Origin of the sequence: Streptomyces sp. NPDC092952 (assembly GCF_044754785.1) — a bacterium.
GTDB lineage: Bacteria > Actinomycetota > Actinomycetes > Streptomycetales > Streptomycetaceae > Streptomyces.
In genome coordinates, this window is sequence record NZ_JBIVPT010000010.1 from 94,189 (window position 1) to 121,063 (window position 26,875).

The window sequence follows — 26,875 nt, forward strand, 5'->3', positions numbered from 1 at the left end:
TTGTCTCTCCATTGAGGGTTGGGCGGAAGGGGAACGCGTGGGGGGAGGGGGCGGGTGGTCCCGCGGGCTCAGCTCTTGACCGAACCGGCGGTCATGCCGCCGACGAGGTAGCGCTGGAGGAACATGAAGGCGACGACCACCGGGACGGACACCACCAGGGAGGCGGCCATCAGCTCGGGCCAGGCGGTCTGGAACTCGCCGATGTACGTCGAGACGAGGCCGGGCGGCAGGGTCTGCTTCTCCTTGTCGGCCAGCGTCACCGCGAAGATGAAGTCGTTCCAGCCGCGGACGAAGGCGAACAGGCCGGCGGCGATCATACCGGGCGCGGCCAGCGGGGCCACGATGGAGTGCAGCGTCCGCCAGCGGGATGCGCCGTCGATGGACGCGGCCTCCAGCAGGGCGTCGGGGATGGTGTCGAAGATCCCCTTCAGCATCCACACGCACAGCGGCATCGTGAACGTGGTGAAGGACAGCACCAGGGCGGTGTACGTGTTCAGCAGGCCGAAGCTGGAGAAGACCGCGTACAGCGTCACCAGCAGGAGCGCCTGCGGGAACATCTGGGAGGCCAGCACCATGTGCATCAGCGAGCGCCGTCCGCGGTAGCGGAACTTGGAGAACGAGTAGCCCATGTACGTGGCGACGACCACGCTCAGCACGGCGGTGATCGAGGCGACGATCAGCGAGTTGACCAGGTACTTGATCAGCTGGTCGTTCTCGGCGAGGGCCGTGAAGTTGCTGAAGGTGATCTCGGTGGGGATCAGCCTCGGCGGGAACTGGAAGGTCTGCTCGGGGCTGCTCAGCGCGGTGACCAGCAGCCAGTACACCGGCAGCATGCCGAAGGCGCCGATGACCAGGACGGCGGTCCAGGCCACGATCCGCGAGCGCAGCAGGTCCTTGCGTATCCGGCGGCGCGCGGTGCGCCCGGAGGACGTGGCGGCGGGGCTCAGCCGGTCGGTGCCGGACAGCGGGGTGGTGGTCGTGGAAGTCATCAGGCGTCGTTCTTCCGCTCGGTGATCCTGAGGTACACAACTACGAGGACGAGCAGCAGCAGCATCCACAGGCCGCCCAGCGCGGTCGCCCGGCCGATGTCGAAGCCCTTGAAGGCGGTCTGGTACACGGCGGTGGCGAAGGTCTCGGTCGCACCGGCCGGGCCGCCGCCGGTGAGCACGTAGATGGTGTCGAAGTGCTGGAAGTTCCAGATGAACTCCAGCAGCAGCACGATGGAGGCGACGCCGCGGACCTGCGGCCAGGTCACGGCGAAGAAGCGCCGGATCGAGCCGGCGCCGTCCATCGAGGCCGCCTCGTGCAGTTCCTTGGGCACGGTCTGCAGACCGGCCAGGAGCATGACCATCATCCAGGGGAAGCTGGCCCAGGTCTTGGTGATGATGACCGCGAGCATCGCCGTGCCGGGCTGGCCGAGCCAGGAGATCGACTCCTCGATGATCCCGGCCTTCATGAGGACACCGTTGAGCACGCCGTAGTTCGCGTTGAAGATCCACATCCAGAGGAAGGAGACCACCACGCCCGGGATCACCCAGGGGAAGAGGAACAGGCCGCGCAGGAAGCCGCTGGCCTTCAGGCCCGAGTTCAGTGCCAGGGCGAGCGCGAAGCCGATCACGAACGGGACGACGGTCGCGCCGACCGTGAAGACCAGCGTCTGCTTCAGGATGGTGAGGAAGTCGCCGTCCAGCCAGTAGGAGAAGTTCTCCAGCCCGACGAACTCCCGGCCCGGCAGTCGCAGGTCCTGCTTGAAGAAGCCTGTGACCAGGGCCGACAGCAGCGGGTAGATGATGATCGTCGCGAACAGGGCGATTCCCGGCGCGGTCAGCAACAGTGCGAACGCGCCGTTGGAGAGCCGTCCGCCGGCCCGCTCACGGCGTGGAGCGGCCTTCTGCGGAGGTGCGGCCGTACTCATGGGTGTGTCCTCTCGAACGGGGCGGGAGCGCTGGTGCGGGGCGTGCCGCAGGCGGCCGTGCGCGGAGGGACGGGCGCGGCACGGCCGGCTGTGCCGGTGGGGCCGCTCCGCCCTCTGCCTCGACCGAGACCCTGCAGGAATGCCATACATGCTCCATTGAACGCAAGTTGCAGCATGCGGGATCGTTCTCCATATCGTGCGACGGCGTCAACCCTTTTGGGCGGTGAATCGCCGAATCCGTGCAGAACCGGCGAAGCCGTCGGACGAGTCACGGGCCCATCCGGGCGTCCGTAGTGGCGATCGTCTGTGGCTGCGCCGGAAATCTACAACACATCCCACTGGCTGAACAGTGGTTGCACAATATGGAAGTGATGTACGTTCAAGGACGCTCCGCTGCGGCGGAGAGTATCCGAGCTTCACTCCAAGGAGGCCGCACCGTGCGGGAAGAAGAGGTCCATTACGACATCGCCGTCATCGGCGGCGGCCTGGCGGGGACCTGCGCGGCCATCGCCGCGGCCCGGCTCGGCCGACGTGTCGCCCTGGTCAACAACCGGCCCGTCCTGGGCGGCAACGCCAGCAGCGAGATCCGGGTCTGGGTCTGCGGCGCCACCGCCCACGGGGTGCACCGGTGGGCCCGGGAGACCGGCATCATGGGCGAGCTGTACACCGAGAACCAGTACCGCAACCCCGAGGGCAACCCGTACTACTGGGACCAGGTGGTCCTCGACGCCGTACGGGCCGAGCCCAACATCGACCTGTACCTCAACACCGACGTGCGCGAGGTCGACGCGAGCGGCCCGGACGACGCCCGCGCGCTGCACTCGTGCACCGGCTGGATGATGGGTTCGGAGCGGCGCATCACCTTCCACGCGAAGCAGTTCCTCGACTGCACCGGCGACGGCCTGCTCGGCCACTTCGCCGGCGCCGAGTACCGTATCGGCCGCGAGGCCCGTGCGGAGTTCGACGAGCCCTGGGCGCCCGAGGAGCAGGACGAGGCGCTGCTCGGCTCGACGATCCTGTTCCACACCAAGGACCTGGGCCGGCCGGTGAAGTTCGTGGCGCCCGACTCCGCCCGCGACCTCACCACCACGCCCATCCTGCGCAACCGGGTCCTGCGCACCGGTGACAACGGCTGCGACTACTGGTGGATCGAGTGGGGCGGCGAGATCGACACCGTCCACGACAACGAGCGCATCCGCGACGAACTCCAGTCCGTGATCATGGGGATCTGGGACCACATCAAGAACTCCGGGGAGTTCCCGGACGCCGAGAACCTCACCCTGGAGTGGGTCGGCAGCCTCCCCGGCAAGCGCGAGTACCGCCGCTTCCTCGGCGACTACGTCCTCACCCAGCAGGACATCCTCGAACAGCGCCAGTTCGACGACCGGATCGCCTTCGGCGGCTGGTCCGTCGACCTCCACCCGGTCCAGGGCATGTACGCGGACGAGCCGGGCGCCCGCCAGCGCTACGCGGACGGCATCTTCCACATCCCGCTGCGCTCCCTGTACTCGGCGAACGTCACCAACCTGTTCTTCGCCGGGCGCAACATCTCCGCCACCCACATCGCCTTCGGCGCCACCCGGGTCATGGCCACCTGCGCCACCCTCGGCGAGGCCGCCGGAACCGCCGCGGCGCTGTGCGTCACCGAGGACCTCACCCCGCGCGAACTCGCCACGAAACGACCCGAACTGGTACGTCGTACCCTGCTGCGGCAGGACGCCTCCGTCATCGGCCTCGCCGACGACGACCCCGGCAACCTGGCGCGCGCGGCCAGGGTCAGCGCCTCCTCGCACCTGGGGCACCTGGCCGCCGAGCCCGCCGGGGCTGCGCCCGGCGAGCCGTACCCGCTCAGCCGCGACCTCGCGCTGCTGCTGCCCGTGGACCCCGCGCTCGACACGGTCGAACTGCTGGTCCACGGCGCGCCGGAGGAGCCGGTCGAGCTCGCCGTGGAGCTGTGGAGCACCGGCCGCCCCGAGAACGCCGTCCCGGTCGACCGGCTGCTCACCACCACGGTGACCGTGCCCGCCGGCGGCCCCCACTGGGTCACGGCCCGGCTCGACCACCGTCCCGACACCCCGGAGAACGTCGTCCTGATCGTCGGCTCCTGCCCGGGCGCGGCCCTGGTCCTCGTGCCCGAGCGCACCGAGGGCGTCCTCGCGCTGCGCAGCAGGGTCGAGGGGGACGCGGCCGTCGACCACGACATCCCGGAGGAGGAGGGCCAGCTGGTCCTGGAGTGGCAGGCCCGCGGACTGCGGCGGCAGACCTTCGCGTTCCGTGCGACGCCGGAGACCGGGGCCTTCCTGCCCGAGCGCGCCGTCGGCGGCTACCAGCGCCCCTACGGCGGCCCGCAGAAGTGGTCGTCCGCCCCGCTGCCCGACCCGGAGCGGGCCGAGGAGTGGCTGCGCCTGGACTGGGACGGCGAGCAGGGGATCGCCGAGGTGCGGGTGGTGTTCGACGACGACGTCGACGAGTACCTCAACAACCTGCACCGGCACCGCACCCCGTTCGAGGTCATGCCGGAGCTGGTCCGCGACTACCGGATCGAGAGCCGCGAGCCCGACGGCGGCTGGCGCACCCTGCTGACGGTGACGGACAACCGCCGCCGCCACCGGGTGCACGCACTGACCGGCGAGGACGGCGGGCCCGTGCGCACCGACGCGCTGCGGCTCGTGGTGGACGCGACGCACGGGGCGCGGCACGCCCAGGTGACCGCGTTCAAGGCGTACGGCGCGTAACGGCGCCCGCCGGTACGGCGAAGGGGCCCGGTGAAAGGCTGTCGGCCTTTCACCGGGCCCCTCGCGGGTCTCTGCGCGCGGCGGGCTCAGAGGGCGCCGAGCGCCTGACTGATGACGTCGGCGGCCTCGACGACCTCCCGGGTCAGGGCGAGGCGCTGTCCCTCGGCCTCGGTGTGGCTGCCGAGCAGGGAGGTGGGGCCCCACAGGGAGATGGCGGCGACCACGTCCCCCGAGCCGTCCCGGACGGGCGCGGCGAGGGAGGCCCGGCCCAGGGCGCGCTCCTCGGCCTCGATGGCGTATCCGGTGCGGCGGACGGTCTCGATCTCGGCGTCGAGGAGATCGTGGCTGGTGGTCGTGAAATCGGTGTGCGCCGCGAGCGGCTCGGGGAGCAGCTTGCGGCGCTCCTTGGGAGTGAGGCCGGTGAGCAGGCACTTGCCGATGCTGGTGGCGTGCAGCGGGGCGCTGTGCCCGGCCTGTGTATAGGACTTGGGGGCGCGGGCACCCTCGAAGTTGCACAGGAACATCAGCTCGGTGCCGCGGCGGATGGCGGCATTGGCCCCGAGCCCGGTACGGGTGGCGAGGTCCTGGAGGACCATGCGGGCGGCGCGGTGCACCGGGTGGCGGTTGGCCGCGGTGGCGGCGAGCGGCAGGATGCCGAGGCTGAGCCGGTAGAGATTGCTGACGGGGTCGCGCTCCACCATGTCGAGGCGTTCGAGGGTGGACAGCAGCCGGGACGTCGTCGAGGAGCCCAGCCCGGTGAGTTCGGCGACGTCCGAGACACGTAGTTCGGCGCGGCCGGAGTCGAGTGCGCGCAGCACCGAGACAGCCCGTTCGACGCTCTGGTTCGTCCCGGCGTCGGTCGCCCGAGTAGCCATGACCCTCCTTATTCTGCAAATCGTTTGCACATTCTGCATCAGCATATCGCCTAACTGGCCATCCCGTGAGAGGAATTTGCCAGTTCATGGCCGGAACAAGCTCCTGGACGCGCCGGGCTCCTGACGGTCCGGGGGAGGGGCCGCCCCGCACCCGCGTGACCCGCCATGAGAGGCTGCGGTGTTCGGTACCGGACCGCGCCGGAAGCGCCGAACCGCCCGGTTCCGCGAGGCGGTTCCCGTCGGCTCCCACGGGGCGGGGAGATGAGTACCGGTACTCAGGCGCCGGAGTGTTCCGGCCCTTGACGATGAAGGCCGGACGCGAGGGGGAAACGCCCCGAACCCGCAGACTCAGGGAGCCCGTTCATGCTCAGCCGTATCGCCGAGGTGCTGGTGCCCGCGGCCGGCCGTCTGTCGGTGACCACCGACCCCGGCGCGGGTCTCGCGCCCGGAAGCATCGTGGCCGCGAACCACACCTCCCTGGCCGACCCCGCCGTCGTGATCGCCGCGCTGCGCCGCCTCGGCGTCGAGCCGGTCGTCATGGCGGCCGCGGGGCTGTGGCGGATCCCGCTGCTGGGCCGCGCGCTCGCCCGCGAGGGGCACATCCCCGTCGTCCGAGGGGACCGGCGGGCGGCGGCCTCGCTGGACCTCGCGGCGCGGGCCCTGGAGCGGGGGCGCCTGGTCCTCATCTACGCGGAGGGCGGGCTGCCCCGCCGCCGGGACGCCGCGGAAGCCGCCCCCGGCCCGTTCCGCAGCGGCCTGGCCCGGATCGTCGAGTACACCGGCGCCCCCGTCGTTCCGGTGGGCCAGGCGGGAGCCCGCCGGCTCGCCTCGGGCGGTGCCGCCAAGCAGCTGGCCGGTCTGGTGACCGCGCCCCTGCGCCGCCCGGACCTCCATGTACACGTGGGTGCGCCCCTGGAGCTGACCGGTGACCGGGCCGCCCGCACGGCACGGGCCCGTACGGCGGTGACGGAGGCATGGCGCACGGCCGCCGCCCATCTGCGCGAACCCGCCGCTCTGGCCGCCTGACCCGAGCGGTTCCACCACAGGACGGCCCGCGATGCGGCAGCGCGTGCGGGCCCGTCGAGCGGGACGACCCGCCCGGTCCGGCACCCGTGGGCTCAGCGGGCGGGCGTCCCGTCGACGCCGGGAAGCTCATGCGGCGCGGCGCCATGCGCGCGCAGATAACCGGCGACGGAGCCGTGGTGGCTCCGGATCCACAACAGGGCGCGCGCCAGATGCCGGGGCTCGACCGGCAGCGTGTTGTGTCCCCGCGCACCCGTCGGCGCGGTGCGACCGAGGCCCAGTTCGGCATTGGTGCGTACGAAATCGGCGGTGACCTCGGCCTCGGAGGCACCGAACAGGGTCTGTAGGACAGCGACCACCACACCGGTCCGGTCCTTCCCGGAGGCGCAGTGGACCAGGACCGGCTCGGGCCGCTCGGCGGTGAGCCGCCGCAACACGGCCAGCACGGAGCGCCCGGCATGCTCCGCCATCGACGGATACAGCTCCATCTGCTCCTGCGGCCACCGCTGCTCCGCGTACACCGGCACGTGCAGATACCTGATCCCGGCGCCGTGCAGGGCGTCGGGCCGGTCGGACACCTCGGGCCGGCTGCGCAGGTCGACGACGGTACGCACGCCCGCGTCCTCCAGGGCCCGCGCGCCCTCGGCCGTCAGGCCGTGCAGGGCGCCGGAACGGTAGAGCAGGCCGCGCGGCAGCGCCCCGGCCCCGCCGGCGTCCCGGAAGTTCCGGATGCCGTCGATGCTGGTCAGCGGCGTCGTTCCTATGCTGTCGGTCGTCATCGGGCCACTGTATGTCCCGATGCCCGCCCTGCCGGGACGTGCCCGCCTCGGCCCGGGAACGTCCCCGGCGTCACCCCGCGCACCCGGCCGTACCGGGGCCCGTGCGCGGACGTCCGCGAGGTGCGTCAGGCCGATTCCGGAAGTCGGGCCACCGCGGCGTCGCCGCCGCCGGGGAACAGCGACGCCAGGTACGCGTTCTGCGCCCGGGCCCCGCGCTCCTCCAGCCGGTGCCGGCCTCCGGGCAGCGCGCCGAGGACCCGGTAGCGCACGACGTTCCTCGTCTGCGCGAGCGGCACGGCCCACGGCAGCCTGGGCCGCAGGCCCAGGTCGCGCATGCCCGGCAGCCCCACGAAAGCGGTGAGCATGCTCAGCTGCCGGGCCCGTTCGTAGCGTTGGTGGAGCCGCTCCACGGCCGGGGCGCGGTGCCCGAAGGCCCGCTCTGCCTGGGCGTCCATCGTCAGCCGGGCCAGTTCCCGACCGGCCCCGCTCTGGCCGCCGGCGGCCAGCAGGATGTGGTAGTTCCACCGGTGCCGGACGTCCTCGTCGTCGGTCAGCCACTGCGGCGCCACGCCCATCAGCCAGCCGACGTACCGCCACAGGTGCATGAGGTCGTCCCGCTGCCGCCGGGTCAGGCGCACCCCCAGCGCCAAGCACCCCACGATCACCGTCGCGTCGAACAGCCCCAGCGTGGCCGCCTGGTCGGCCTGGCTGATCGGACAGCCCCACCGCCCGGTGTCCCACCGCGCCGCGAAACGGGCGTTCACCAGCGCGTGCATCACCCGCACATGGACCGTCAGACGCCAGCCCTCGGCCCCCGGACGCAGCCCGCCCGGACGCGTCACCGCGTGGGACCAGGCGGCCGTCTCGCCCAGCCGCCGCAGCGTCCGCCCGTCCGCCAGCCCACCGGTGAGCACCAGCAGATCCGCCGGACCGCCGAACCGGTATCCGCCGACCAGCGAGAGAAGCGTGAGGACGTCGCCGCTGTTGCGTCCCAGCGAACGGAACGTCGCCGCCCCCGACTCCACCCGCCCCCAGTCCACCCAGTCCGGCACGGCCACCACCTGCTCCAGGAACGACCGCAGAGCCCCGGGCAGACCCTCGGGCATGTCCGGCGCCGCGCGTAACGCCGCACCCACCTGGGCCCGCGTCACCCGGCCCGCCGCCCCGTCCGGGAGCCCCATCGCCCCGGCCAGGGCGGCGCCGGGCTCGTCCCGCTGCAGAAGGGCCGCCCCCAGCCGCTCCATCAACTCCTCGTCAACCTCCCCGCCGATACCCGTCAGCCACAGGAGCGGACGGGCGATCCTGCGCCCGCGCTCCTCGGCCTCCCGGAACCGGCCCGGAAACCGTCCCTCACCACGTGCCGCGTCGCTCCGTGTCATACCGACCGTTGTAACGCGAGTAATCATTCGCATACAATTCGTGTATGCGCAGGACGCCCCGGCAGGAGCGGTCACGGCAGATGGTCGAGCGGATCGTCGAAGCGGGGCGGACGGTCCTGGCCCGCGACGGCTACGCCCGGTTCGCGACGACCCGGGTCGCCGCCGAGGCGGACATCAGCCCCGGCTCCCTCTACCAGTACTTTCGTGACAAGGACGAGCTGCTCGTCATGATCATGGAGCGGTACTGGGCCGAGACCGGCGACCGGATCGCGGCCTCGCTCGCCGACCAGCTCGACCAGCCGTCCGAGCGGCTGATCCCCAGCGTCGTCGAAGCGCTGCTCCGCGCCGTCGAGCACGACTCGCGACTCCTTCGCGTTGTGGTCGAGGAAGTGCCGCCCGGCTTTCACGGGGACCATCTGCACAGCCTGCGCCGCCGCGTCCAGGACCTGTGCTCGGCCTATGTCGCGGGCCACACCCCACCGGCGGGCCGGGGGACCACGCGGGCCTGGGTACTCGTCGCCGCGATGGAGGCGCTCAGTGTGCGCTGGGTACTCGACCGTCCGGCCATCCCCCGCGAGGAACTGGTCGAAGAGCTCACCGCCCTGGCCGCCGCATACCTGACGGGCACAGCCGCCTCCCCGCCCGGCCTCCTGCCCTGACCGCCGTCGCGCTCCCGCCCCGCCGACGGGCGGGACGGAGGGCGAAGGTATGAATGGTCCGTCCAGTGTTGTTCCGTGGTGTGCGGGTGGGTCGAAGGGCCAGGTGTGTTGTGGTGCGTGGGGAGGAAGCGGCGGAGGTCGTGGTCGTCGGTGGGGGCCCGGTCGGGATGCTGCTCGCCGCCGAGCTCGCCGGGTACGGGGTCGACACCGTACTGCTGGAGTCGACGGACGCCGTGTCGGACTGGCCGAGGGCGACCACGTTGCATGCCCGGGCGGTGCAGGTTCTGGCCCGTCGCGGGTACCTGCCGGGTCCCGTGCGCTCGTACCGGGACGGTCCGGGGGAGAGTCCGTTCCATTTCGCGGGCCTGCCGGGACTGGCCATCACGACCCCGGCGAACGAGCCCGTCCCGGTCCTCAAGTGTGTTCAGGCCGAGCTGGAACGCCATTTCGAGGCACGGGCGCGCGAGGCCGGGGCCCGGGTACTGCGCGGGTACCGGGTGACGGGAGTCTCTCAGGGGGCCGAAGGGGTCCGGGTCACGGCCGACGGGCCGCACGGGACGATGGTCTGTACGGGCCGGTACGCGGTGGGAGCGGACGGAGCACGCAGTACGGTGCGTGGCCTCGTGGGCATCGCGTCCGACACCCACGAGGCCACGGTGTCCGCGCTGGCGGGCACCGTGACCCTAGCCCGGCCCGACGAGCTCGCCCCGGGGTGGCACCAGACGCCGCGCGGCTGGATCGTCGCCAAGCACACCGCCGACGGCCGTACGCATATCCGGACGCTGAACTGCTCCGGTGCCTTCGCGGGCCGGGAGGTTCCGCCGGTACTGGAGGAACTGCGCGGTGAGGTGTCCCGGCTGGCGGGCCGGGACATCGGGATGGGTGATCCGCAGTGGCTCAGCAGGTTCAGCGACTTCTCCCGTCTGGCCCGGGACTTCCGCGCCGGACGGGTCTTCCTGGCGGGGGACGCGGCACATGTCCACTTCCCGATCGGCGGGCAGGGCTTGAGTGCCGGGGTGCTCGACGCCCTCAATCTGGGGTGGAAACTGGCCCTGGCCGTCAACGGCCGGGCAGCCGCGGGGCTGTTGGACACCTACGACGCCGAGCGCCGCCCGGCCGCCGGGCGCATCGTGGAGCAGACCCGGGCGCAGCTCGCGCTGATGCGGCCCGGGGCCGAACTGGACGCGTTGCGCGAGGTGTTCACCGGCATGCTGCCGGCGGACCGTGCGCAGGGGCGTCTCGGCGCGATGATCAGCGCCCAGGACACGGTGCTCCCCGGCCATGAGGGGCCGAGGGGCACGGGGGAGTTCCTGAGCAACCTGGTGCTGGACACGCCGGACGGCGGGACCGACGTGATCACGCTGCTGCGTGACGGCAGGCCGCTGCTTCTGCTGCTCGGCGGGGGGAGCGACGGCCACGGGGAGGAGGCCCGACGGTGGGAAGGGGCCGTGCGGGTGGTCAGGGCCCGGCCCGTCACGGGCCTGCCGTTCGACGCGGCGCTGGTGCGACCGGACGGATACGCGGCCTGGGTGCCGGGCGGCCGGGCACTGCCGGACGTACTGGCCCAGTACCTGCGGCAGTGCTCCGACCAGGGCCGTGGGCTGCCGGGCCCGGACGCGTCCGGGAGGTGAACCACGCGCCCCCGGGGCGGTGGGTGGTTCAGCCGGCGGTGGCCAGAAGGTCCGTGGACAGTTCCCACGGACGCCGGGCATCCGTGGGGTCGACGGCGCCGACCACCGGATGGGGGTGCGGCCGGGTCTGGACGAACGCCCCGGGATCCCGCACACGGCCCGCGACAGGCCGACCCGGTTCCGTCTGGTCGCCACGGGCTGCGGACTGACCACCCTGCCCGGCGCGATGGCTACGGCCGCACCGCCCGGCGTACGCGTACTGCCGGTGCGCGGCGGACCGCAGGAGGTGCGGCGGCCGGCCCCGGCCCGGCTGCCCCACCCGCCCTCCGGTCCCGTCGCCCGCCTCGCCGAAGCGCTGGGCACCGCGGCCGCCGGGACGGGCCCGGGCCTCGGCGCGGGGGAGGACGCGGACGCCGGCGGTGCGGCGGCACGGTGGCGCCCCGGGCCGGCCGTCGGGTCACACGGTGGCGTGCGAGGGCGGGGTCACCGCCTCCACGACCGCGACCAGCGGGGCGAGTTCGGGGTTGCCGGCGGCCTCGCCCAGCGCCTCGCGCAGGGCCGCGTCGTTGGTCGGCCGGGCCTCTTCGAGGAGGCGCAGCCCGTCCTCGGTGACGTTGGTGTAGATACCGCGCCGGTCGGTCGGGCAGAGGTAGCGGGCCAGCAGGCCGCGGTCCTCCAGCCGGCTCACCAGGCGGGTGGTGGCGCTCTGGCTGAGCACGACCGCGTCGGCGACCTGCTTCATCTGCAGATGGCCGCCCTCTCCGTCGTGCTGGCGGCTGAGCACGTCGAGCAGGGAGTACTCCCGCACGCTCAGGCCGTGCCCGGACTGCAGTGCCCGCTCGATGTGTGCCTCGATCCTGCCGTGCAGGAACGACAGGGCGGCCCAACCGTTGGCGAGGGCGGTCAGTGAACGGTCCGTGGCGGTCATGGGGATGGGTTCCTTTCCCGTTTCCCGGTGCGACACCGTCCAGGGTAAGCCCTGGGCCGGGGCAATCCGCGAGGAACGGTATGCCGCCCCTGCAAGGAACACCCCGGCGCCCCGTGGTTGCGGACGGGATCGGGCGGTGACGGGGCGTGGGCGGAGGAGATGCGGGATCCGCCGGGGCCGGGACAATCGGTTGCAGCCGCCCTGTTCCCAGGGCCGCCGTGCCCCGGTTGCCGTACGGCACCGGAGGGTGCGAGACGAAGGGGATGACCATGGCCGTTTCCGGCGCTGCGATGAACCTCACCCTGGCCGCCCATGTCGGGATCTCGGTCGCCGATCTGGACGTCTCGGTCGCGTTCTACCGGGCCCTGACCGGGCGGGAGCCCGTCGTCGCGGGCGAGACCATGCACAGCGACCCGTTCGGCAGGTCGCAGGGACTGCCCACCGCGAAACTCCGCTACGCCACGATCAACCTGGACAACAGCCTCGGCATCGACCTCATCGAGTTCCAGGAGCCGCGGGGCGAGCGGACGGGAGGGATGGCCAACCGTCCGGGCTCGATGCACCTGTGCTTCCGGGTCGACGACTTCGACGCGGTGTACCGGCGGATGAAGGATGCCGGGTACGGCTTCCTCGGCGACGACTACACCTTCGTGGCGGGCGAGGTGACCCCGGACGCGGCGCTGGGGACCAGGGTCGCGTACTTCAACGACCCGGACGGCACCAACCTGGAGATCATCCAGCCCCGGGGCGGTTTCGCCGGCTGAGGCCGCACCTGCCCCGCCCCGACGCGTCCCGGAGGTGCCGGCGCGGATGCCGCCCGCCCAAGGTCCACGGCCATAGATGAATGCCCGCGTTTGCATTTATGGCGCGCATGCAACTATTGTCGTGTCCCGTAAGGCGCACCAGCAATCCGTATGGAGGGCCGCTCCCATGCCGCTCGCACTCCTCGCCCTGGCCGTCGGGGCCTTCGGGATCGGCACCACCGAGTTCGTGGTGATGGGTCTCCTGCCCCAGATCGCCGCCGACTACGGCGTGTCCGTCCCCACCGCGGGGCTCCTCGTCACCGGTTACGCGGCAGGCGTCGTCATCGGCGCACCGCTGATGACGGTCCTCGGCACCAGGATCAGCCGCAAGACGATGCTCATGCTGCTCATGGTCCTGTTCACGGCCGGCAACCTGCTGTCCGCCGTCGCGCCGAGCTTCGGGGCCATGCTCGCGGGCCGCGTCGTCGCCTCGTTCGCCCACGGGGCGTTCTTCGGGATCGGCTCCGTGGTCGCGGCCGACCTGGTCGCGCCGGACAAGAAGGCCGGTGCGATCGCCACGATGTTCACCGGGCTCACCGTCGCGAACATCGTCGGCGTACCGGTCGGCACCTTCATCGGCCAGGCCGTGGGCTGGCGGACCACCTTCGCGGCGGTCGCCGCGCTCGGCGTCGTCGGCCTGCTCGGCATCGCCCGGCTGGTCCCCGCCCTGCCCCGCCCCGAGGGCGCCCGGCTGCGCCAGGAACTGACCGCGTTCCGCAACCCGCAGGTCCTCCTCGCGATGGCGATGACCGTGCTCGGCTTCGGCGGTGTCTTCGCCGCGATCACCTACATCGCCCCGATGATGACCGACGTCGCTGGCTACTCGGACGGAGCGGTCACCTGGCTGCTGGCCCTGCTCGGCGTCGGCATGTTCCTTGGCAACCTCCTCGGCGGCCGCTTCGCCGACCGCAGGCTGATGCCGATGCTCTACACCACCCTCGGCGGTCTGGCCGTCGTGCTCGGCCTGTTCACCTTCACCGCGCACGACAAGATCGCCGCCGCCGTCACGATCCTGCTCGTGGGCGCCCTCGGCTTCGCGACCGTCCCGCCGCTGCAGAAGCGCGTCCTGGACCACGCCCACGGCGCCCCCACCCTGGCCTCCGCCGTCAACATCGGCGCGTTCAACCTCGGCAACGCGCTCGCCGCCTGGCTCGGCGGCATGGTCATCGCCGCCGGACTCGGCTGGACCGCCCCGAACTGGGTCGGCGCCCTGCTGGCGGCCGCGGCCCTCGGCCTCGCCCTCTGGTCCGCCGCCCTGGAACGCCGTACCCCCGCGGCCGTGCCCGCCGACGGGCCTGCCCCCGTCGACGGTCCCGCCCCGGTCCCCGTCCACGGCTGACCCCCGACTCCCTCTCCCACTCCGACCCCCCACTCCCGCGACAGCAAGGAAGCGAACCACCATGACCGGCAACGTTCCCACCGTGAAGCTGAACAACGGCGTCGAGATCCCCCAGCTCGGCTTCGGCGTCTTCCAGGTCCCCGACGACGAGACCACCACCGCCGTCTCCGCCGCCCTGGAAGCCGGATACCGCAGCATCGACACCGCCGCGATCTACGGCAACGAGGCCGGCGTCGGCCGCGCCCTCGCCGCCTCCGGCCTGCCCCGCGAGGACCTGTTCGTCACCACCAAGCTGTGGAACGCCGACCAGGGCCACGACGCCACCCTGCGTGCCTTCGACGCCAGCCTCGCCAAGCTGGGCCTGGACCACGTCGACCTCTACCTGATCCACTGGCCCACCCCCGCCCGCGACCTCTACGCCGACACCTGGAAGGCCCTGGAGAAGCTGGCCGCCGACGGCCGCATCCGGGCCGCGGGCGTCTCCAACTTCCAGCCCGCCCACCTCCAGCGCCTCCTGGACACCAGCGACCTCGTCCCCGCGGTCAACCAGGTCGAGCTGCACCCCGGCCTCCAGCAGGCCGAACTGCGCGCCTTCCACGCCGAGCACGGCATCGCCACCGAGGCCTGGAGCCCGCTCGCCCAGGGCGCCGTCCTGAGCGACCCGGAGATCACCGCGATCGCCGACCGCACCGGCAAGTCACCCGCCCAGGTCGTCCTGCGCTGGCACCTCCAGCTCGGCAACATCGTCATCCCCAAGTCCGTCACCCCGGCCCGCATCCGCCAGAACCTCGACGTCTTCGACTTCACCCTCACCGACGACGACATGGCCGCCATCGCCGCCACCGACCGGGGTCTGCGCACCGGCCCCGACCCGGACGAGTTCAACTGACGCACGGCCGGTACACGGTCCCCGGTCCGCCGGACGACGCCCCTGCGGGCACCGTCCGGCGGACCGCCGTTCAGGGGCGGCGTGCCACGAACACGAACTCCCGGCCCGGCCGGTCGGGCGCGTCACGCACCTCGTCCACCACATAGCCCTGCGCGGCCAGCGCCTCCCCGATCTCGTCCCGTTCCCGGAACCGCAGCGTCGAGTCCGCGGTCATCACCCGCCCGTCCGCGAACACATAGGTCGAGCGGAACGTCACCAGCGGCAGCGCCACCTCCACCAGGTCCACCCAGCTCTCCACCGGCCCGGTCCCGGCGACCTCCACCACGCTCCGCGACCTCTCCCGCGTCCACTCCTCCCAGGCGCGCCGGGCCGGATCACGGGTCTCGAAGACCAGCCGTCCGCCCGCCTCCAGCGCATCGAACGCATGCCGCAGCGTCAGCTCCCAGTCCCGGGGGCCGGTGATGGCCTGGGCGACGTTCGCCGTCATCGTCACCAGGTCCGCGCGCACCGGCAGCGGCACCGTCGCGTCCCCGTGGACCCACCGCACCCGCCCGCCGCCCGGCTTGGCCCGTGCGACCTCCAGGGACGCCAGGGCCGGTTCGACACCGGTGACCTCGACACCCCGGCCGGCCAGCAGCAGCGCGAACACCCCCGTCCCGCAACCGACGTCCAGCACCCGCCGCGCCCCGAATTCCCGCACCATGCCCAGATAGGCGTCGAGATCGCTCCGGTCGGGGTCGAGCGGATCGTAGAGCGCGGCCAGTACCGGATCCGTGAAGCACTCATCAGCCATACCACCGAAACTACGCACCCTCTCTCCTCTCAACCACCGCATTTTTCCTCGCGGTTGAACCCCAAGGTGCAGAGGGCGCTACTCGGAGGCCGGCGGGTCGGTGGTCCCGAAACGCCTGCGGTACTCGGTGGGCGTGATGCCCAGGTGCCGGGCGAAGACCCGGCGCAGCGTCTCGTCGCTGCCCAGACCGCTCAGCCGGGCGGCCGAGGCGATGCCGTGACCGTCCAGAAGGAGCTGCCGGGCACGGTCCAGCCGGACCCGCTCGACCCAGCGCGCCGGGGTGGTCCGCAACTCGGCCCGGAAGAGCCGGGAGAGATGACGGGTGCTCACGCAGGCGGTGGCGGCCATCGCGGACGGGCTGTGATCGGCGGACGGATCGGCCAGCACGGCAGCGGTCAGGGAACGCAGCAGATCACCCCGGACCGGCGGCGTGGCCAGGGCGGCGGAGAACTGGGACTGCCCGCCCGGCCGCTGCATGAACACCACCAGCTCACGGGCGATCCCTCGCGCCGCCTCGGGACCGTGGTCCTGCTCCACCAGCGCCAGCGCGAGATCGATCCCGGCGCTGATTCCCGCACTGGTGTGGAAACGGCCGTCACGCACATGGAGCGCGTCGGCCTCGACCCGCACCCGGGGATGGCGCAGGGCCAACGCCCGGGCATGCCGCCAGTGCGTGGTGGCCCGGCGCCCGTCGAGCAGTCCGAGCCCGGCCAGGACGAACGCCCCCGTGCATACGGACGCCACCCGCCGCGCCCGCCCGGCCAGCACCCCGGCCGCCTCCAGCAACGCCCCGTCCACCTCCTCGCCGGCGAGACGGTCGGCCCCCGCGACCACCAGGGTGTCCAGCTCCCCCGCGTCCCCGGGCGCGGCGGTGGCCGCCAGTACCACCCCGGCGGACGTGGTGACGGGGCCGCCGTGCGGGGAGACCAGGAACGTTCCGTAACCGTGGCCGCGCCGAGCCGCCTGGTCGAAGACCTCCAGCGGGCCGCTGACATCAAGCAGGGTCACCGCGTCGAAGACGAGGAACCCGACCCGCCGCGTCATGTCCGGATCCGAGGGGTACATGGCCGCAGAGACATGGCGCCAGCCTAGACCGCGCGGGACCGTGGAGAGGACCGCACACCACACCCCGAGGGAGACCCGCCATGACCACCCAGACCGCCCGGACGATCGCGGGCGTACGGATCCCCGACAGCGCCCTGGCGAAGGAGGCGACCGAGCTGGTGCGCGAGGCCGCCACTCCGCTCCTGTTCGACCACTCGCGCCGCGTGTTCCTCTTCGGTGCCCTGCGCGGTGCCCGGCAGGGACTGGATTTCGACCCGGAGCTGCTCTACATCGGAGCGATGTTCCACGACCTCGGCCTGACCACCCGCTACGCCCGTACCGACCAGCGCTTCGAGATCGACGGCGCCGACGAGGCCCGCCGCTTCCTCCACGCCCACGGCATCACCGGCGAACCGGCCGAGCGGGTGTGGACCGCCATCGCCCTGCACACCACACCCGAGATCCCCCTCCACATGGCCCCCGAGATCGCCCTGGTCACCCGTGGCGTCGAACTCGACGTCCTGGGGATCGGCTACCACGCGGTCACCGACGAGCAGCGTGCCGCCGTGGTCGCGGCCCACCCCCGACCCGACTTCAAGAACCGCATCCTCACCGCGTTCACCGACGGCATCAAGGACCGCCCCGACACCACCTTCGGCAATGTCAAGGCCGATGTGCTGGCCCACTTCGTCCCCGGTTTCAGCCGGGGCGACTTCGTGGAGGTCATCCGTCACTCCGACTGGCCGGAGTGATCCCACGGAGGCCCCGCGGACCTCGGAACGGTCGAATTCCGTCAGGGAATGAACGCCACCCCGCCGATCCTGCGGTGCGACGCCGCCCCTGCCCGCGCCCCGGCAGCCGCCGTCCGCGGTGGAAAGCCGGTGGAAAGGGCAGCGGCGGGGGCAAGGGGCCGCGCCCCGTCACAGGCTGCTGTCCGCCTTCTGCCGCCGGGTCTTCTGCCGCGCGGTGTGCCGCCGGGCCGTGGCGGTGGAGGCGGTGCCGGCCGGGCGGGTGCCCGGGGCGCCGTTCCATTCGTTGCCGAGCATGAGGACGGGGTCGAACATGACGATCGCTGCGGCGATGACGAGGAACACGGCGGGGCCCAGGAGCATGGGTACGAGTAGCTGTGTGCCTGTCATGCCACCGGTGTGCGAGCCGTGTCCCGCGCCCATTTCCACGTTCAGCGCGGCCATTCCGGTGTAGTGCATCGCGGCGACCGCGACGCCGAAGATGAGGCTGGCCCGCAGGCTCGCCCGGAACCCGTACGCCGACATCGCCGACCACAGCGCGGCGGTCGAGGCGGCGACCGCGATCACGATGGACAGCACGACCAGGGGCATGGAGTAGGTGACCCCGGACCCGACGTGCATCGCCGCCATGCCGAGGTAGTGCATGCCCGCGATGCCCAGTCCCATCAGCACGCCGGCCGTCACCAGCGCAGGCCGACGCGCCCCCAGGTAGCCGACGGTGAAGATGCCGATGCCCACGACGGTGACCGCCACGACGAGGCTCGCCGCGGTCAGCGTGCCGTCGTAGGTGATGGGTGATTCCGCCACGCTGAAGCCGAGCATCGCGATGAAGTGCATCGTCCAGATCCCGACCCCGATCGACGTGGAGCCGAGCGCGAGCCAGCCCGCCTTCGCGCCGCCCCCGCTGTGCATCGACCGGTTCGTGCACCGCAGCCCGAGGGCGCCTCCCAGCCATGCCACCAGGAACCCGGCGACCGGGGTCACGAACCCCTGGCTGAATCCGTCGACGGTCGCGGATGCCATCGCTCCGCCCCTCCCTTTTGTCCGAGCCGTACGAACTCCCCTCCGGAATCCGCCCGATGACGATATGCAGTCACAATGGCCGAAAATCCGCTCCTGGATAACCAAATGATTAAGAATCGCCAAGATTGATCTTGAAATGGACCTTCTGTGACATGACGCACGGACAAAGCGCCTATATGGGGTCGTGGCGTTTCCGGACCGAGACCTGATGGAATGTCACTCCGCGCCGCCCAGGTAGGCCCGACCCATCAGCCACGGCAGGAGAACCATGCGTACCGAAACACTGCACATTCCCACCGCGGACGGCACGGCCGACGCCTTCGCCGCCCACCCCGGCGACGGCGGGCGCCATCCCGGTGTGCTGATGTACATGGACGCCTTCGGGATCCGGCCCGTCCTGCGGGAGATGGCCCGCGAACTGGCCGGGCACGGCTACTTCGTACTCGTCCCCAACATCTTCTACCGCACCGGCCCGGCACCGGTGGTCAGGCTTCCCGGACACATCGGGGAGAAGGAGCGCGGCGAACTCATCACCCGGCTGATGCCCCTGATCAAGGAGCACACCGCCGAACGCACGCTGAGCGACGCGGACGCCTACCTCGACTTCCTCACCGCCCGCCCCGAGGTCGCCCCCGGACCGGTCGGTGTGACCGGCTACTGCTTCGGCGGCCTCCTGGCGATGCGTACCGCCGCGGCCCATCCCGGCCGGGTCGCGGCCGTCGCCGCGTTCCACGCCCCCGTGGCCGCCGACGGGCCCGGCCTCTTCGCCCCGGTCACCGCCCGGGTCCATCTCGGCCACGCCGAGGGCGACCTGACCCCCCAGGACCTCGACGCGCTCGGCCGGGACCTGGACGCCGCGGGGGTCGACCACACCTCCGAGATCTATCCCGGCACCGTCCACGGCTTCACCATGGCCGACACCGACGCCTACGACGCCGCCGGGCTCCAGCGCCACTGGGACCGCCTGCTGCCCCTTCTCGCCGCCACCCTGACCGACAACTGAACTCCCCGCCCTCGCGGGGGCGCCGAACCGCCCCCGCGAAACCGCCCGCTCCCGTAGGGTGAGCGCCATGCCCGCCCTCTACCCGCGTGTGCTCACCGACGACTATCCGGCCGCCTTCGCCTTCTACGCGGCCGTACTGCCCGCACTGGCCGGACACGTGCCCGCGCGCGGCGACGCCGACTCCGGATACGCCAGCTGGGACACCCCTAGGGGCGATACCGCTTTCGCCGTGATCCGGCGGGACATGTTCACCACCACGGTGCCCGGTGCCCCCGCGGCCGGCGGTACGGTCCTCGTCCTGCCGGTCGCGGATGCCGCCGCGCTGGACGAGGCTGTCACGCTGTGTCTCGCGCACGGTGCGCGTCCGGTGGCACCGGCCCGGGATCTGCCGGGATGGGGACTGCGTGCCGCGCATCTGTGCGACCCGGACGGCAATCTGCTGGAGATCCAGACGTACTGACCGCCCCGCCCCGGTTCACAGCAAGCCCGACCGCTGTGCCTGGAGGGCCAGCTGGAAACGGTTCGCCGCGCCCAGCCGGGCCATCAGAACCTGTAGCCGGCGGAAGAGCGTGCGACGGCTGATGCCCAGCTCCCGGGCGATCACGTCGTCCCTGGCCCCGCCCGCCAGGAGCCACAGCAGCCGCCGGTCGGCGGGTGGCAGGCCGCCCGGGCGGGCGGTGCGGCCGTGCAGCGGCAGGGCACCGGCCCAGGACTGCTCGAACAGCGCGATCAGCGCGGACAGCAGACCGCACGGCTGTACCACCAGCATCGTGTTGTGCACGTCGGCCTCCCGGATCGACAGCGACACCAGCGCGTACGCCTCGTCGATGATCACGAGTTTGACCGGGACCGACGGCATCACCCGGGCCTGCTCGCCGGCCCTGACACACGGCTCGATGACCTCCGTCAGGTGTCCCGGATGCTCCAGCGACTCCCGCGAGTACACGACGCGCTGCGTGATCCCGCGTGCCAGCGTGGCCAGCGCGTCGTCGGTGGTCTCCGGCATCGGGAAGTACGGCGGTGACTCGAACTGCCGGATCTGTTCCCGGGCGCTGGCCCAGGCCTGCCGCATCCGCGGCCCGACCGCCTCACCCGTGACGACCTCCACGAGATCGTCGTTGTACGCGGCCAGCCGGTGGCGCCTGAACGACTCGAACGCGCCTCCGACGGCGATCCGCGACTCCTCGATCTCGGCCGCCCGGTGCCGGGCGAGGATCTCCAGCCCCGCGGCGGGCGGCACCGGGGCCACCACGTCCCCGTCCTTCCCGGCGGCACTGGCCAGCCCCGCCCCGACCAGCGCACCGTACGCCCCCGCCAGCTCCTCGCCCTCCAGCCCGGCCGCCTCGCCGACCGCGCCCAGCGGGGCCGGTGCCAGCTCCAGCAGCGCCAGGTAGACCCGGACCGAGGCAGGCCCGATCCCCAGCATCCGGAGCGCCTCGCCGGGCTCCGCGTTCTCCATCCTCATGTGTCCATTGTCGGCCTCCGCGCACTGCTCCGTGGCCGATCCGTGCCAGTGGCACTCCTCGGCTCCACGCACGGGCACCGCCCGGTAGCGTCCGGGAAACCACCGCCTGACGGCGGACACCGGCCCGCAACCCCCGGGCCCCAGGAACTCCCGTGGCTCCCGGGAATTTCCAGAACTCCAGGCCCCCGGCATCCCCGGGATACGGATGAGAAGAAAGGTGTAAGCCGTGGCGAAAGGCCGCAAGAACGGTCTCTACGCAGGGATCTCCGAGGAACTGTCCGCCCTGATGCGTACCGGCTGGGCGGACACCGAACGGCACGACCTGGCCCCCGACGTGCAGGCCCCGCACGCGGCCCGCCGCCGTGCCGCGCTCTCCGCGCGATTCCCCGGCGAGCGCCTCGTCGTCCCCTCGGGGAACCTCAAGGTCCGCTCCAACGACGACACCTACCCCTTCCGGGCGTACTCGGGCTACGTCCACATGACCGGGGACCAGGCCCGGGACGGCGCGCTCGTCCTCGAACCCCGCGCGGACGGCGGCCACGACGCCTACTGCTACCAGCTGCCGCGCGACGCCCGTGACAACAACGAGTTCTGGACCGGCTCCACGGCCGAACTGTGGATGGGCCGGCGCCGCTCCCTGGCCGAGGCGCGGACCGTCCTCGGACTGCCCTGCCGGGACGTGCGCACCGCGGCCGAGGACCTGGCCGTCTCCACCGCCCCGACCCGGATCGTCCGCGGCATCGACCCGGCCCTGGAGGCCGCCGTCAGCACCGAAGAGGACCGGGACGCCGAGCTGGAGGAGGCACTCGACGCCCTCCGTCTGGTCAAGGACGACTGGGAGATCGGCGAACTCCGCAAGGCCGTGGACTCCACCGTCCGCGGATTCACCGACGTCATCGGCGAACTCTCCAAGGCGGTCGCCTCCTCCGAGCGGTGGATCGAGGGCACGTTCTTCCGCCGGGCCCGCCTGGAGGGCAACGCCGTCGGCTACGGCACGATCTGCGCCGCGGGCGACCACGCCACGATCATGCACTGGACGAACAACGACGGCCCGGTGCGCCCGGGCGACCTCCTCCTGCTCGACGCCGGGGTGGAGACGGACACCCTCTACACCGCCGACGTCACCCGCACCCTCCCGATCAGTGGCACCTTCACCCCCGTGCAGCGCAAGGCCTACGACGCGGTGTACGAGGCGCAGGAGGCCGGCATGGCGGCGGTCAAGCCGGGTGCCGCCTATCGCGACTTCCACGAGGCGTCCCAGCGCCACCTGGCGGCCCGACTGGTCGAGTGGGGCTTCATCGAGGGCCCGGCCGACCGCGCGTACGAGCTGGGCCTGCAGCGCCGCTTCACGATGGCGGGCACCGGCCACATGCTCGGCCTGGACGTCCACGACTGCGCGCAGGCCAGGAACGAGGAGTACGTCGAGGGGGTGCTGGAGCCGGGCATGGTGCTCACCGTGGAGCCGGGGCTGTACTTCCAGCCCGACGACCTGACCGTGCCCGAGGAGTGGCGGGGCATCGGCGTCCGGATCGAGGACGACCTCCTCGTCACCGAGGACGGTCACGAGAACCTGTCGGCGGGGCTGCCGAGGTCCGCGGAGGCCGTCGAGGCGTGGATGGCCCGGTTCGCCGGCTGAGGTCCGGGCGAGGACAAGGGGGAGGGCCGCCGGCCCTCCCCCTACTTCTGCTGCTTCCGTGGGTCAGGCGGTGAAGCCGCCGTCGACGTGGAGTTCGGCCCCGGTGATGTAGTCACCGTCCTCGCCCGCCAGATGGGCGACGGTGGCCGCGATCTCGGTGGTCCGGGCGTAGCGGCCCACCGAGGTCAGGCCCGCGATCGCCTGGGCGTTCGGCCCGTCGGCGGGGTTGGCGTCGGTGTCGGTGGGGCCGGGGTGCACCAGGTTCACGGTGATCCCGCGCGGGCCCAGCTCCCGGGCCAGCCCCCGGGTCATCCCCGCCAGGGCGGTCTTGCTCATCGAGTACAGCGCCAGCCCCGGGAAGGGGGCGCGGTCGGCGACGTTGCTGCCGATGCTGATGATGCGCCCGCCCGGACCCATGTGACGGGCGGCGGCCTGGGCCGCGGTGAACGGGGCCCGGACGTTCACCGCCAGGGTGCGGTCGATCTCCGCCGCCCCCCAGTCCTCCAGGGGGCCGACGAGGAAGACCGCGGCGTTGTTGACCAGGATGTCGAGCCTGCCGAACGCCGCGACCGCCTCCTCCACCGCGGCGGCCGGAGCCCCGGGCAGGGCGCTGTCGGAGCGCAGGGCCAGACCCCGGCGCCCCGCGGCCCTGATCCGCCCGGCCACGGCGTCGGCGTGCTCCGCGTTGTTCTCGTAGGTCAGTACGGTGTCGGCACCCTCTTCGGCCAGGCGCAGCGCAATGGCGGCACCGATGCCCCGGCTGCCGCCGGTGACCAGGGCAACTTTTCCTTCAAGTCGATTCATGTCATGGAGCTTCGCGGGCGCCGGGTCCGGGCGCTGGCGGGAATCCGACCCGGTGCTCGGACCCGTAGTCTTCGGTACCGGCCGTAGAAGTTCGCCGACCGCCCTGGAGGCGCCGTGTCCGTCCCTACGAGGATGAAGCTGACCGCCGTCACGTTCGACTGCCCCGACCCGCTGGCCCTGGCGGCCTTCTACCGGCGGGCCACCGGCTTCGAGCCGCACCCTGCGTCGGACGCCGACTTCGCGGGCCTGACCCGCGGGGACGGACTCTTCATCGGCTTCCAGCGGGTCGAGGACTACCGACCCCCGCAGTGGCCCGGCCAGACCGTTCCCCAGCAGATGCACCTCTGTTTCGACGTCGACGATCTCGACGCGGCCGAGGCGGAACTGCTGGAACTCGGCGCGGGCAGCCCGGACCACCAGCCGCACGACGCCACCCGGGCACGGGTCCTCACCGACCCGGCCGGCCACCCCTTCTGCATCTGCCAGGGCTGAGAAGCCGCGCTGGACGCCGGGTGCCGGACGCCGGTCGGCAGACGGCAGACGGCAGACGGCAGACGGCAGGCGTCCGGGCGGGGACGGTCGGATCGCCGGGGGCCCGACCTCGATACGGCGCAGGACCGGCTCCAGGCGGTCGAGGCCGGACAAAGCCGCCCGGCGCGTCCACGGGATCGCTCAGCTCCACCGCGCCCCGATCTCTGCTGTGTCCGTTTCCATTGGAAACGGACACAGGGTTGATCTGCTCGAACCCGTTCGGTGAGACATGGGACAAATGTTGGATCTCGCGACCCGTGGCACCGCTCGACGCCGTGACCTGCGGCTTCTCTGGCTGTCTCATGGCATGGCCGATGAGTTCTGTCTCATCGCCGTGTCATTTCCTCTGTGGGAGTCTTCCTGGCCCCAGCGGCCACGCGTTTCCCGACGCGGGCCAGCCTCGTCCTCAGGGCAGCAAGACGACCTTGCCGAGGTTGGCACGGGCTTCGATGATCTCGTGCGCTCGCGCCGCGTCAGTCAGCGGAATTTGGGCGTGGACGGCTGGCCGCAACCGCCCGGACAGGGTCAGCTTCCAAAGCTCCTCGCCATGTTGGTCATAGAGCTCACGCTGAGTGTTGGCAAACCTCGCCATGGTGAGCCCGGTGATGGTTTTCGATCCTGCCAGGAGGTCGAAGGCGGGAACGGTGCCGCCACCCGAGTTGAAGAAGATGAGTCGCCCGCCGGGTGCAAGGGCGGAGACGGCGCGGGGGAGCAGATCTCCGCCGACTCCGTCCAGGACGACATCGACCGGCTCCCCCCAGTGCTCGCTGTCGTAGGTCACGATCTCGTCGGCACCCAGACTGCGGAGGAATTCCACCTTGGTGTGCGAGCTCACGGCCGCGACGACCCTTTCAATGCCCTGAAGCCTGGCCAGTTGGACCGCGAGATGTCCCACTCCGCTTGCGGCGCCCGTGATGAGGACCGACTCGCTCACGAGGGGACGGGCCGTGGCGAGGGCGGCGAGGGCGACGCGTCCGCTGCGCACGAGCGCGACGGCCTGGACGGCGCTCGCTCCGTCCGGTATGCGGCTCGCCATGGAGCTGGGTGCGATTGCCAGTTCGGAATACGAGCCGCCGCCGAAAGTCAGCGACGTGATGCGGTCGCCGACCTCGAAATCCGTCACATCCGAGCCGAGGGCGATCACCGTTCCGGCGACCTCGCCTCCAAGGACTCCCGGTAGCGGCGTCCTGCCCTCTTCGCCGCGAGTCTTGCGCACGGAGGGAAGGGTTACGCCGATGGCTTCCGTGCGGACCAGCAGTTCCCCCGGGCCGGGCTTGGGGGCTGCCGCATCTTCGACGCGGAGCACTTCCGGACCGCCGTACTCATAGAAGCGAACCCGCCGCATGCGCACCTCCAGGTCATTGGGAGACCCAACGATAGCGAAGAATCGTAGGGAACCCCAATGATTTTCTGGTTAGTCTGGTCCCATGTCCGAGACCACCCGCGCTCCCTCCCGTATTCGCTCCCTCCCCAGCTGGCTCCTGGGCCGTGTCGCAGCTCGGGGGCACCGGCTCGTCGCCGAAGCCCTCTCTCAGGTGGGCATGCGGATGATGCACCATGCCGTCCTGTCGGGAGTCGCCGAACTGGGTCCCGTATCGCAGGCCGAGCTGGGCCGCAGCCTGAGCATCGATCCCAAGGACATGGTCGCGATCCTCAACGACCTCCAGAACGATGGCCTCGTAACCCGAGCGCCGGATGCCAAGGACCGTCGCAAGAACGCCATTTCCCTCTCGCCGAGCGGGAAACGCCGCCTGATTCAGACGGAGAAACTGGGCCGCGAGGCGAACGATGAGCTGACCGCTGCCTTGACGCCCGCCGAGCGGACCCAGCTCATGGATCTCCTCGCGCGCATAGTCCAGCCGGAAGAGCCCTGCGCTGAAACCGGCCCGGGTGGCGAGTAGCGGTTGCAAGGCAGCCGTCCGGACCTGAGATCAGGGAGTCGAGCGTCGTGTCCAATTCACGGCCGACGCCTTCCATGGTCACGTTCCGGAGCCGATCCGTCGCACCACCGCCGCAACCCTCCTGCCGAACGGGGCAGGTCGCATCCTGCGGCCGCGTTCTGCGTGCTCGATCAGGGGTCGGCCCAGGTCTTTCTCCGGGCGATTGATCTGGGTCACCAGCATCGACTGATGAATGCCAAGGACTCGGGGGGCTTCAGTGACGATGGGGTAGGGCAGGGCGGCGACGAAGCGCCCAGGGCAGGCACGTACCGGGTCTGCCCCGCTACGGGCTCCGACGGTCGTCCCTCGTGCGCCCGGGGCAGACGTCCTGCCAGGTGTCGAACCCTTCGTGGCCGTCGGTCGTCCCTCGCGCGCTTGGGGCTTGGGGTCTGGTGGTGCGGGTTTTGGGTGTCGGTGCGGGGTGTGCCCACGGTCGGGGTGGGGGCGGGTGGGTGTGCCCTGGTGGTTTCCGTCATGAGTGGGGTGGGGCTGTCGGGTGACGGCACATGGTGTCGTGTGCCGCGCTGTGTGGTGCTGCCTCCAGAATTTGGGGGTGCAGGGGGGGCGGTGTTCTGGGGGCCGGGTTTCCGCAGGGCGTCGACGCGGGGGTGGATGGGGGGTCCGCGCCTGGTCCGGTCTGTCGGGGAGTGTGGTCGGTGGTGCGGTGTCGGTCGTGTCCACGCGCTGCTGCCGCGCGGTGCTGCCCCGGGTTCTGCGGTCGTGGTCGGACGCTTTGATGTGTGCCCGCCCAGGATGGTCCGCGCCTGGGTGGTGATGGCCTGGGCCGTCCGTAGTCCGGTGCCTGGTCCGCCGTTGGTCGGGAGGGCCGTACGGTCCTGGAGCGGCCCGGCGGGAAGGGGCGGGGTTCGGGCGGTGGGGGCATGCGGCGCATTCCCCTGGGAAGGTTTTCGGCGGGTGGGACCGGCCGTAGG

Annotated in this window: 25 protein-coding genes; 13 read left to right on the forward strand and 12 right to left on the reverse strand. The window is 71.8% G+C overall.

The features are described 5' to 3' along the window. Positions 1-68: 68 nt before the first annotated feature. Together ACIQGQ_RS23570 and ACIQGQ_RS23575 are read right to left on the reverse strand one after the other, a co-directional pair. Positions 69-989 carry a carbohydrate ABC transporter permease gene (locus ACIQGQ_RS23570; RefSeq protein WP_352278702.1) on the reverse strand — a complete coding sequence of 307 codons (921 nt, stop codon included), beginning with the start codon at positions 987-989 and terminating at the stop codon, positions 69-71. Further along, positions 989-1,915: a carbohydrate ABC transporter permease gene (locus tag ACIQGQ_RS23575; RefSeq protein ID WP_402398611.1), complete on the reverse strand. Its 927-nt coding sequence runs from the start codon at positions 1,913-1,915 to the stop codon at positions 989-991. The genes ACIQGQ_RS23570 and ACIQGQ_RS23575 overlap by 1 nt, the downstream gene beginning before the upstream one ends. Before the next feature lie 437 nt (positions 1,916-2,352). On the opposite strand from ACIQGQ_RS23575, the gene ACIQGQ_RS23580 reads away from it, so the two are divergent. Further along, positions 2,353-4,650 (forward strand): FAD-dependent oxidoreductase, encoded by a 2,298-nt coding sequence (locus ACIQGQ_RS23580; RefSeq protein ID WP_402398612.1) that lies wholly within the window; start codon positions 2,353-2,355, stop codon positions 4,648-4,650. A gap of 86 nt (positions 4,651-4,736) precedes the next feature. On the opposite strand, the gene ACIQGQ_RS23585 is transcribed toward ACIQGQ_RS23580, so the two are convergent. Continuing rightward, positions 4,737-5,525 carry an IclR family transcriptional regulator gene (locus ACIQGQ_RS23585; RefSeq protein WP_402398613.1) on the reverse strand — a complete coding sequence of 263 codons (789 nt, stop codon included), beginning with the start codon at positions 5,523-5,525 and terminating at the stop codon, positions 4,737-4,739. 363 nt (positions 5,526-5,888) lie between these two features. Here ACIQGQ_RS23585 and ACIQGQ_RS23590 point away from each other — a divergent pair, with 363 nt between their 5' ends. Further along, a complete protein-coding gene (locus tag ACIQGQ_RS23590; protein WP_402398614.1) occupies positions 5,889-6,551 on the forward strand; it encodes a lysophospholipid acyltransferase family protein in 663 nt (220 codons plus the stop codon). Between the two features lie 92 nt (positions 6,552-6,643). Here ACIQGQ_RS23590 and ACIQGQ_RS23595 read toward each other — a convergent pair whose 3' ends face one another. After that, on the reverse strand, positions 6,644-7,327 hold the full coding sequence (locus tag ACIQGQ_RS23595; protein ID WP_402398615.1) for a tyrosine-protein phosphatase: 684 nt from the start codon (positions 7,325-7,327) through the stop codon (positions 6,644-6,646). A gap of 125 nt (positions 7,328-7,452) precedes the next feature. Beyond that, positions 7,453-8,706 (reverse strand): oxygenase MpaB family protein, encoded by a 1,254-nt coding sequence (locus ACIQGQ_RS23600; RefSeq protein WP_402398616.1) that lies wholly within the window; start codon positions 8,704-8,706, stop codon positions 7,453-7,455. 44 nt (positions 8,707-8,750) lie between these two features. Between ACIQGQ_RS23600 and ACIQGQ_RS23605 the strand changes: the two genes are divergently transcribed. Further along, positions 8,751-9,365 (forward strand): TetR/AcrR family transcriptional regulator, encoded by a 615-nt coding sequence (locus tag ACIQGQ_RS23605; protein ID WP_402398617.1) that lies wholly within the window; start codon positions 8,751-8,753, stop codon positions 9,363-9,365. A 113-nt stretch (positions 9,366-9,478) separates the two neighbouring features. Next, entirely contained in the window at positions 9,479-10,996 is a 1,518-nt protein-coding gene (locus ACIQGQ_RS23610; RefSeq protein WP_402398618.1) for an FAD-dependent monooxygenase, read from the forward strand. Between the two features lie 457 nt (positions 10,997-11,453). On the opposite strand, the gene ACIQGQ_RS23615 is transcribed toward ACIQGQ_RS23610, so the two are convergent. Then, the gene (locus tag ACIQGQ_RS23615; protein ID WP_402398619.1) at positions 11,454-11,924 is read right to left on the reverse strand and encodes a MarR family winged helix-turn-helix transcriptional regulator; all 471 of its coding nucleotides are present in this window, start codon (positions 11,922-11,924) and stop codon (positions 11,454-11,456) included. Positions 11,925-12,193: 269 nt separating this feature from the next. Here ACIQGQ_RS23615 and ACIQGQ_RS23620 point away from each other — a divergent pair, with 269 nt between their 5' ends. The 3 genes from ACIQGQ_RS23620 (at position 12,194) to ACIQGQ_RS23630 (ending at position 14,955) form a co-directional block, all read left to right on the forward strand. Further along, positions 12,194-12,688, forward strand: coding sequence for a VOC family protein (locus ACIQGQ_RS23620; RefSeq protein ID WP_402398620.1), 495 nt, complete (start codon positions 12,194-12,196; stop codon positions 12,686-12,688). A 166-nt stretch (positions 12,689-12,854) separates the two neighbouring features. Beyond that, the gene (locus ACIQGQ_RS23625; RefSeq protein WP_402398621.1) at positions 12,855-14,066 is read left to right on the forward strand and encodes an MFS transporter; all 1,212 of its coding nucleotides are present in this window, start codon (positions 12,855-12,857) and stop codon (positions 14,064-14,066) included. Between the two features lie 61 nt (positions 14,067-14,127). Next, positions 14,128-14,955, forward strand: coding sequence for an aldo/keto reductase (locus tag ACIQGQ_RS23630; RefSeq protein ID WP_402398622.1), 828 nt, complete (start codon positions 14,128-14,130; stop codon positions 14,953-14,955). Between the two features lie 70 nt (positions 14,956-15,025). On the opposite strand, the gene ACIQGQ_RS23635 is transcribed toward ACIQGQ_RS23630, so the two are convergent. Together ACIQGQ_RS23635 and ACIQGQ_RS23640 are read right to left on the reverse strand one after the other, a co-directional pair. Continuing rightward, positions 15,026-15,748 (reverse strand): class I SAM-dependent methyltransferase, encoded by a 723-nt coding sequence (locus tag ACIQGQ_RS23635; protein WP_402398623.1) that lies wholly within the window; start codon positions 15,746-15,748, stop codon positions 15,026-15,028. 78 nt (positions 15,749-15,826) lie between these two features. Then, complete coding sequence (locus ACIQGQ_RS23640) at positions 15,827-16,792, reverse strand: GlxA family transcriptional regulator (protein WP_402398624.1); 966 nt, start codon at positions 16,790-16,792, stop codon at positions 15,827-15,829. 101 nt (positions 16,793-16,893) lie between these two features. Between ACIQGQ_RS23640 and ACIQGQ_RS23645 the strand changes: the two genes are divergently transcribed. Beyond that, positions 16,894-17,544, forward strand: coding sequence for an HD domain-containing protein (locus ACIQGQ_RS23645; protein WP_402398625.1), 651 nt, complete (start codon positions 16,894-16,896; stop codon positions 17,542-17,544). A 168-nt stretch (positions 17,545-17,712) separates the two neighbouring features. On the opposite strand, the gene ACIQGQ_RS23650 is transcribed toward ACIQGQ_RS23645, so the two are convergent. After that, on the reverse strand, positions 17,713-18,564 hold the full coding sequence (locus tag ACIQGQ_RS23650) for an MHYT domain-containing protein (RefSeq protein WP_402398626.1): 852 nt from the start codon (positions 18,562-18,564) through the stop codon (positions 17,713-17,715). Between the two features lie 268 nt (positions 18,565-18,832). On the opposite strand from ACIQGQ_RS23650, the gene ACIQGQ_RS23655 reads away from it, so the two are divergent. After that, the gene (locus tag ACIQGQ_RS23655) at positions 18,833-19,567 is read left to right on the forward strand and encodes a dienelactone hydrolase family protein (RefSeq protein WP_402398627.1); all 735 of its coding nucleotides are present in this window, start codon (positions 18,833-18,835) and stop codon (positions 19,565-19,567) included. A 67-nt stretch (positions 19,568-19,634) separates the two neighbouring features. Next, positions 19,635-20,027 carry a glyoxalase/bleomycin resistance/extradiol dioxygenase family protein gene (locus tag ACIQGQ_RS23660; RefSeq protein WP_402398628.1) on the forward strand — a complete coding sequence of 131 codons (393 nt, stop codon included), beginning with the start codon at positions 19,635-19,637 and terminating at the stop codon, positions 20,025-20,027. Between the two features lie 15 nt (positions 20,028-20,042). Here the strand turns inward: ACIQGQ_RS23660 and ACIQGQ_RS23665 are convergent, their stop codons facing one another. Next, on the reverse strand, positions 20,043-21,026 hold the full coding sequence (locus ACIQGQ_RS23665; protein WP_402398811.1) for a LuxR family transcriptional regulator: 984 nt from the start codon (positions 21,024-21,026) through the stop codon (positions 20,043-20,045). 232 nt (positions 21,027-21,258) lie between these two features. Here ACIQGQ_RS23665 and ACIQGQ_RS23670 point away from each other — a divergent pair, with 232 nt between their 5' ends. After that, positions 21,259-22,668 carry an aminopeptidase P family protein gene (locus tag ACIQGQ_RS23670; protein WP_402398629.1) on the forward strand — a complete coding sequence of 470 codons (1,410 nt, stop codon included), beginning with the start codon at positions 21,259-21,261 and terminating at the stop codon, positions 22,666-22,668. A gap of 63 nt (positions 22,669-22,731) precedes the next feature. On the opposite strand, the gene ACIQGQ_RS23675 is transcribed toward ACIQGQ_RS23670, so the two are convergent. Then, complete coding sequence (locus ACIQGQ_RS23675; RefSeq protein WP_402398630.1) at positions 22,732-23,472, reverse strand: SDR family NAD(P)-dependent oxidoreductase; 741 nt, start codon at positions 23,470-23,472, stop codon at positions 22,732-22,734. A gap of 132 nt (positions 23,473-23,604) precedes the next feature. Between ACIQGQ_RS23675 and ACIQGQ_RS23680 the strand changes: the two genes are divergently transcribed. Beyond that, the gene (locus ACIQGQ_RS23680; protein ID WP_402398631.1) at positions 23,605-23,964 is read left to right on the forward strand and encodes a VOC family protein; all 360 of its coding nucleotides are present in this window, start codon (positions 23,605-23,607) and stop codon (positions 23,962-23,964) included. Positions 23,965-24,409: 445 nt separating this feature from the next. On the opposite strand, the gene ACIQGQ_RS23685 is transcribed toward ACIQGQ_RS23680, so the two are convergent. Further along, the gene (locus ACIQGQ_RS23685) at positions 24,410-25,348 is read right to left on the reverse strand and encodes a zinc-binding alcohol dehydrogenase family protein (protein ID WP_402398632.1); all 939 of its coding nucleotides are present in this window, start codon (positions 25,346-25,348) and stop codon (positions 24,410-24,412) included. Positions 25,349-25,430: 82 nt separating this feature from the next. Here ACIQGQ_RS23685 and ACIQGQ_RS23690 point away from each other — a divergent pair, with 82 nt between their 5' ends. After that, positions 25,431-25,904 carry a MarR family winged helix-turn-helix transcriptional regulator gene (locus tag ACIQGQ_RS23690; protein WP_402398633.1) on the forward strand — a complete coding sequence of 158 codons (474 nt, stop codon included), beginning with the start codon at positions 25,431-25,433 and terminating at the stop codon, positions 25,902-25,904. Positions 25,905-26,875 lie beyond the last annotated feature (971 nt).

What these genes read in the sequence shown, in the direction of transcription:
- ACIQGQ_RS23625 (WP_402398621.1), top strand. Translation starts at nt 12,855, where the DNA reads ATGCCGCTCGCACTCCTCGCCCTGGCCGTCGGGGCCTTCGGGATCGGC.
- ACIQGQ_RS23680 (WP_402398631.1), top strand. Translation starts at nt 23,605, where the DNA reads ATGAAGCTGACCGCCGTCACGTTCGACTGCCCCGACCCGCTGGCCCTG.
- ACIQGQ_RS23605 (WP_402398617.1), top strand. Translation starts at nt 8,751, where the DNA reads ATGCGCAGGACGCCCCGGCAGGAGCGGTCACGGCAGATGGTCGAGCGG.
- ACIQGQ_RS23585 (WP_402398613.1), bottom strand. Translation starts at nt 5,525, where the DNA reads ATGGCTACTCGGGCGACCGACGCCGGGACGAACCAGAGCGTCGAACGG.
- ACIQGQ_RS23615 (WP_402398619.1), bottom strand. Translation starts at nt 11,924, where the DNA reads ATGACCGCCACGGACCGTTCACTGACCGCCCTCGCCAACGGTTGGGCC.
- ACIQGQ_RS23645 (WP_402398625.1), top strand. Translation starts at nt 16,894, where the DNA reads ATGACCACCCAGACCGCCCGGACGATCGCGGGCGTACGGATCCCCGAC.
- ACIQGQ_RS23640 (WP_402398624.1), bottom strand. Translation starts at nt 16,792, where the DNA reads ATGACGCGGCGGGTCGGGTTCCTCGTCTTCGACGCGGTGACCCTGCTT.
- ACIQGQ_RS23635 (WP_402398623.1), bottom strand. Translation starts at nt 15,748, where the DNA reads ATGGCTGATGAGTGCTTCACGGATCCGGTACTGGCCGCGCTCTACGAT.
- ACIQGQ_RS23600 (WP_402398616.1), bottom strand. Translation starts at nt 8,706, where the DNA reads ATGACACGGAGCGACGCGGCACGTGGTGAGGGACGGTTTCCGGGCCGG.
- ACIQGQ_RS23620 (WP_402398620.1), top strand. Translation starts at nt 12,194, where the DNA reads ATGGCCGTTTCCGGCGCTGCGATGAACCTCACCCTGGCCGCCCATGTC.
- ACIQGQ_RS23690 (WP_402398633.1), top strand. Translation starts at nt 25,431, where the DNA reads ATGTCCGAGACCACCCGCGCTCCCTCCCGTATTCGCTCCCTCCCCAGC.
- ACIQGQ_RS23630 (WP_402398622.1), top strand. Translation starts at nt 14,128, where the DNA reads ATGACCGGCAACGTTCCCACCGTGAAGCTGAACAACGGCGTCGAGATC.
- ACIQGQ_RS23655 (WP_402398627.1), top strand. Translation starts at nt 18,833, where the DNA reads ATGCGTACCGAAACACTGCACATTCCCACCGCGGACGGCACGGCCGAC.
- ACIQGQ_RS23650 (WP_402398626.1), bottom strand. Translation starts at nt 18,564, where the DNA reads ATGGCATCCGCGACCGTCGACGGATTCAGCCAGGGGTTCGTGACCCCG.
- ACIQGQ_RS23685 (WP_402398632.1), bottom strand. Translation starts at nt 25,348, where the DNA reads ATGCGGCGGGTTCGCTTCTATGAGTACGGCGGTCCGGAAGTGCTCCGC.
- ACIQGQ_RS23570 (WP_352278702.1), bottom strand. Translation starts at nt 989, where the DNA reads ATGACTTCCACGACCACCACCCCGCTGTCCGGCACCGACCGGCTGAGC.
- ACIQGQ_RS23595 (WP_402398615.1), bottom strand. Translation starts at nt 7,327, where the DNA reads ATGACGACCGACAGCATAGGAACGACGCCGCTGACCAGCATCGACGGC.
- ACIQGQ_RS23660 (WP_402398628.1), top strand. Translation starts at nt 19,635, where the DNA reads ATGCCCGCCCTCTACCCGCGTGTGCTCACCGACGACTATCCGGCCGCC.
- ACIQGQ_RS23675 (WP_402398630.1), bottom strand. Translation starts at nt 23,472, where the DNA reads ATGAATCGACTTGAAGGAAAAGTTGCCCTGGTCACCGGCGGCAGCCGG.
- ACIQGQ_RS23575 (WP_402398611.1), bottom strand. Translation starts at nt 1,915, where the DNA reads ATGAGTACGGCCGCACCTCCGCAGAAGGCCGCTCCACGCCGTGAGCGG.
- ACIQGQ_RS23665 (WP_402398811.1), bottom strand. Translation starts at nt 21,026, where the DNA reads ATGGAGAACGCGGAGCCCGGCGAGGCGCTCCGGATGCTGGGGATCGGG.
- ACIQGQ_RS23590 (WP_402398614.1), top strand. Translation starts at nt 5,889, where the DNA reads ATGCTCAGCCGTATCGCCGAGGTGCTGGTGCCCGCGGCCGGCCGTCTG.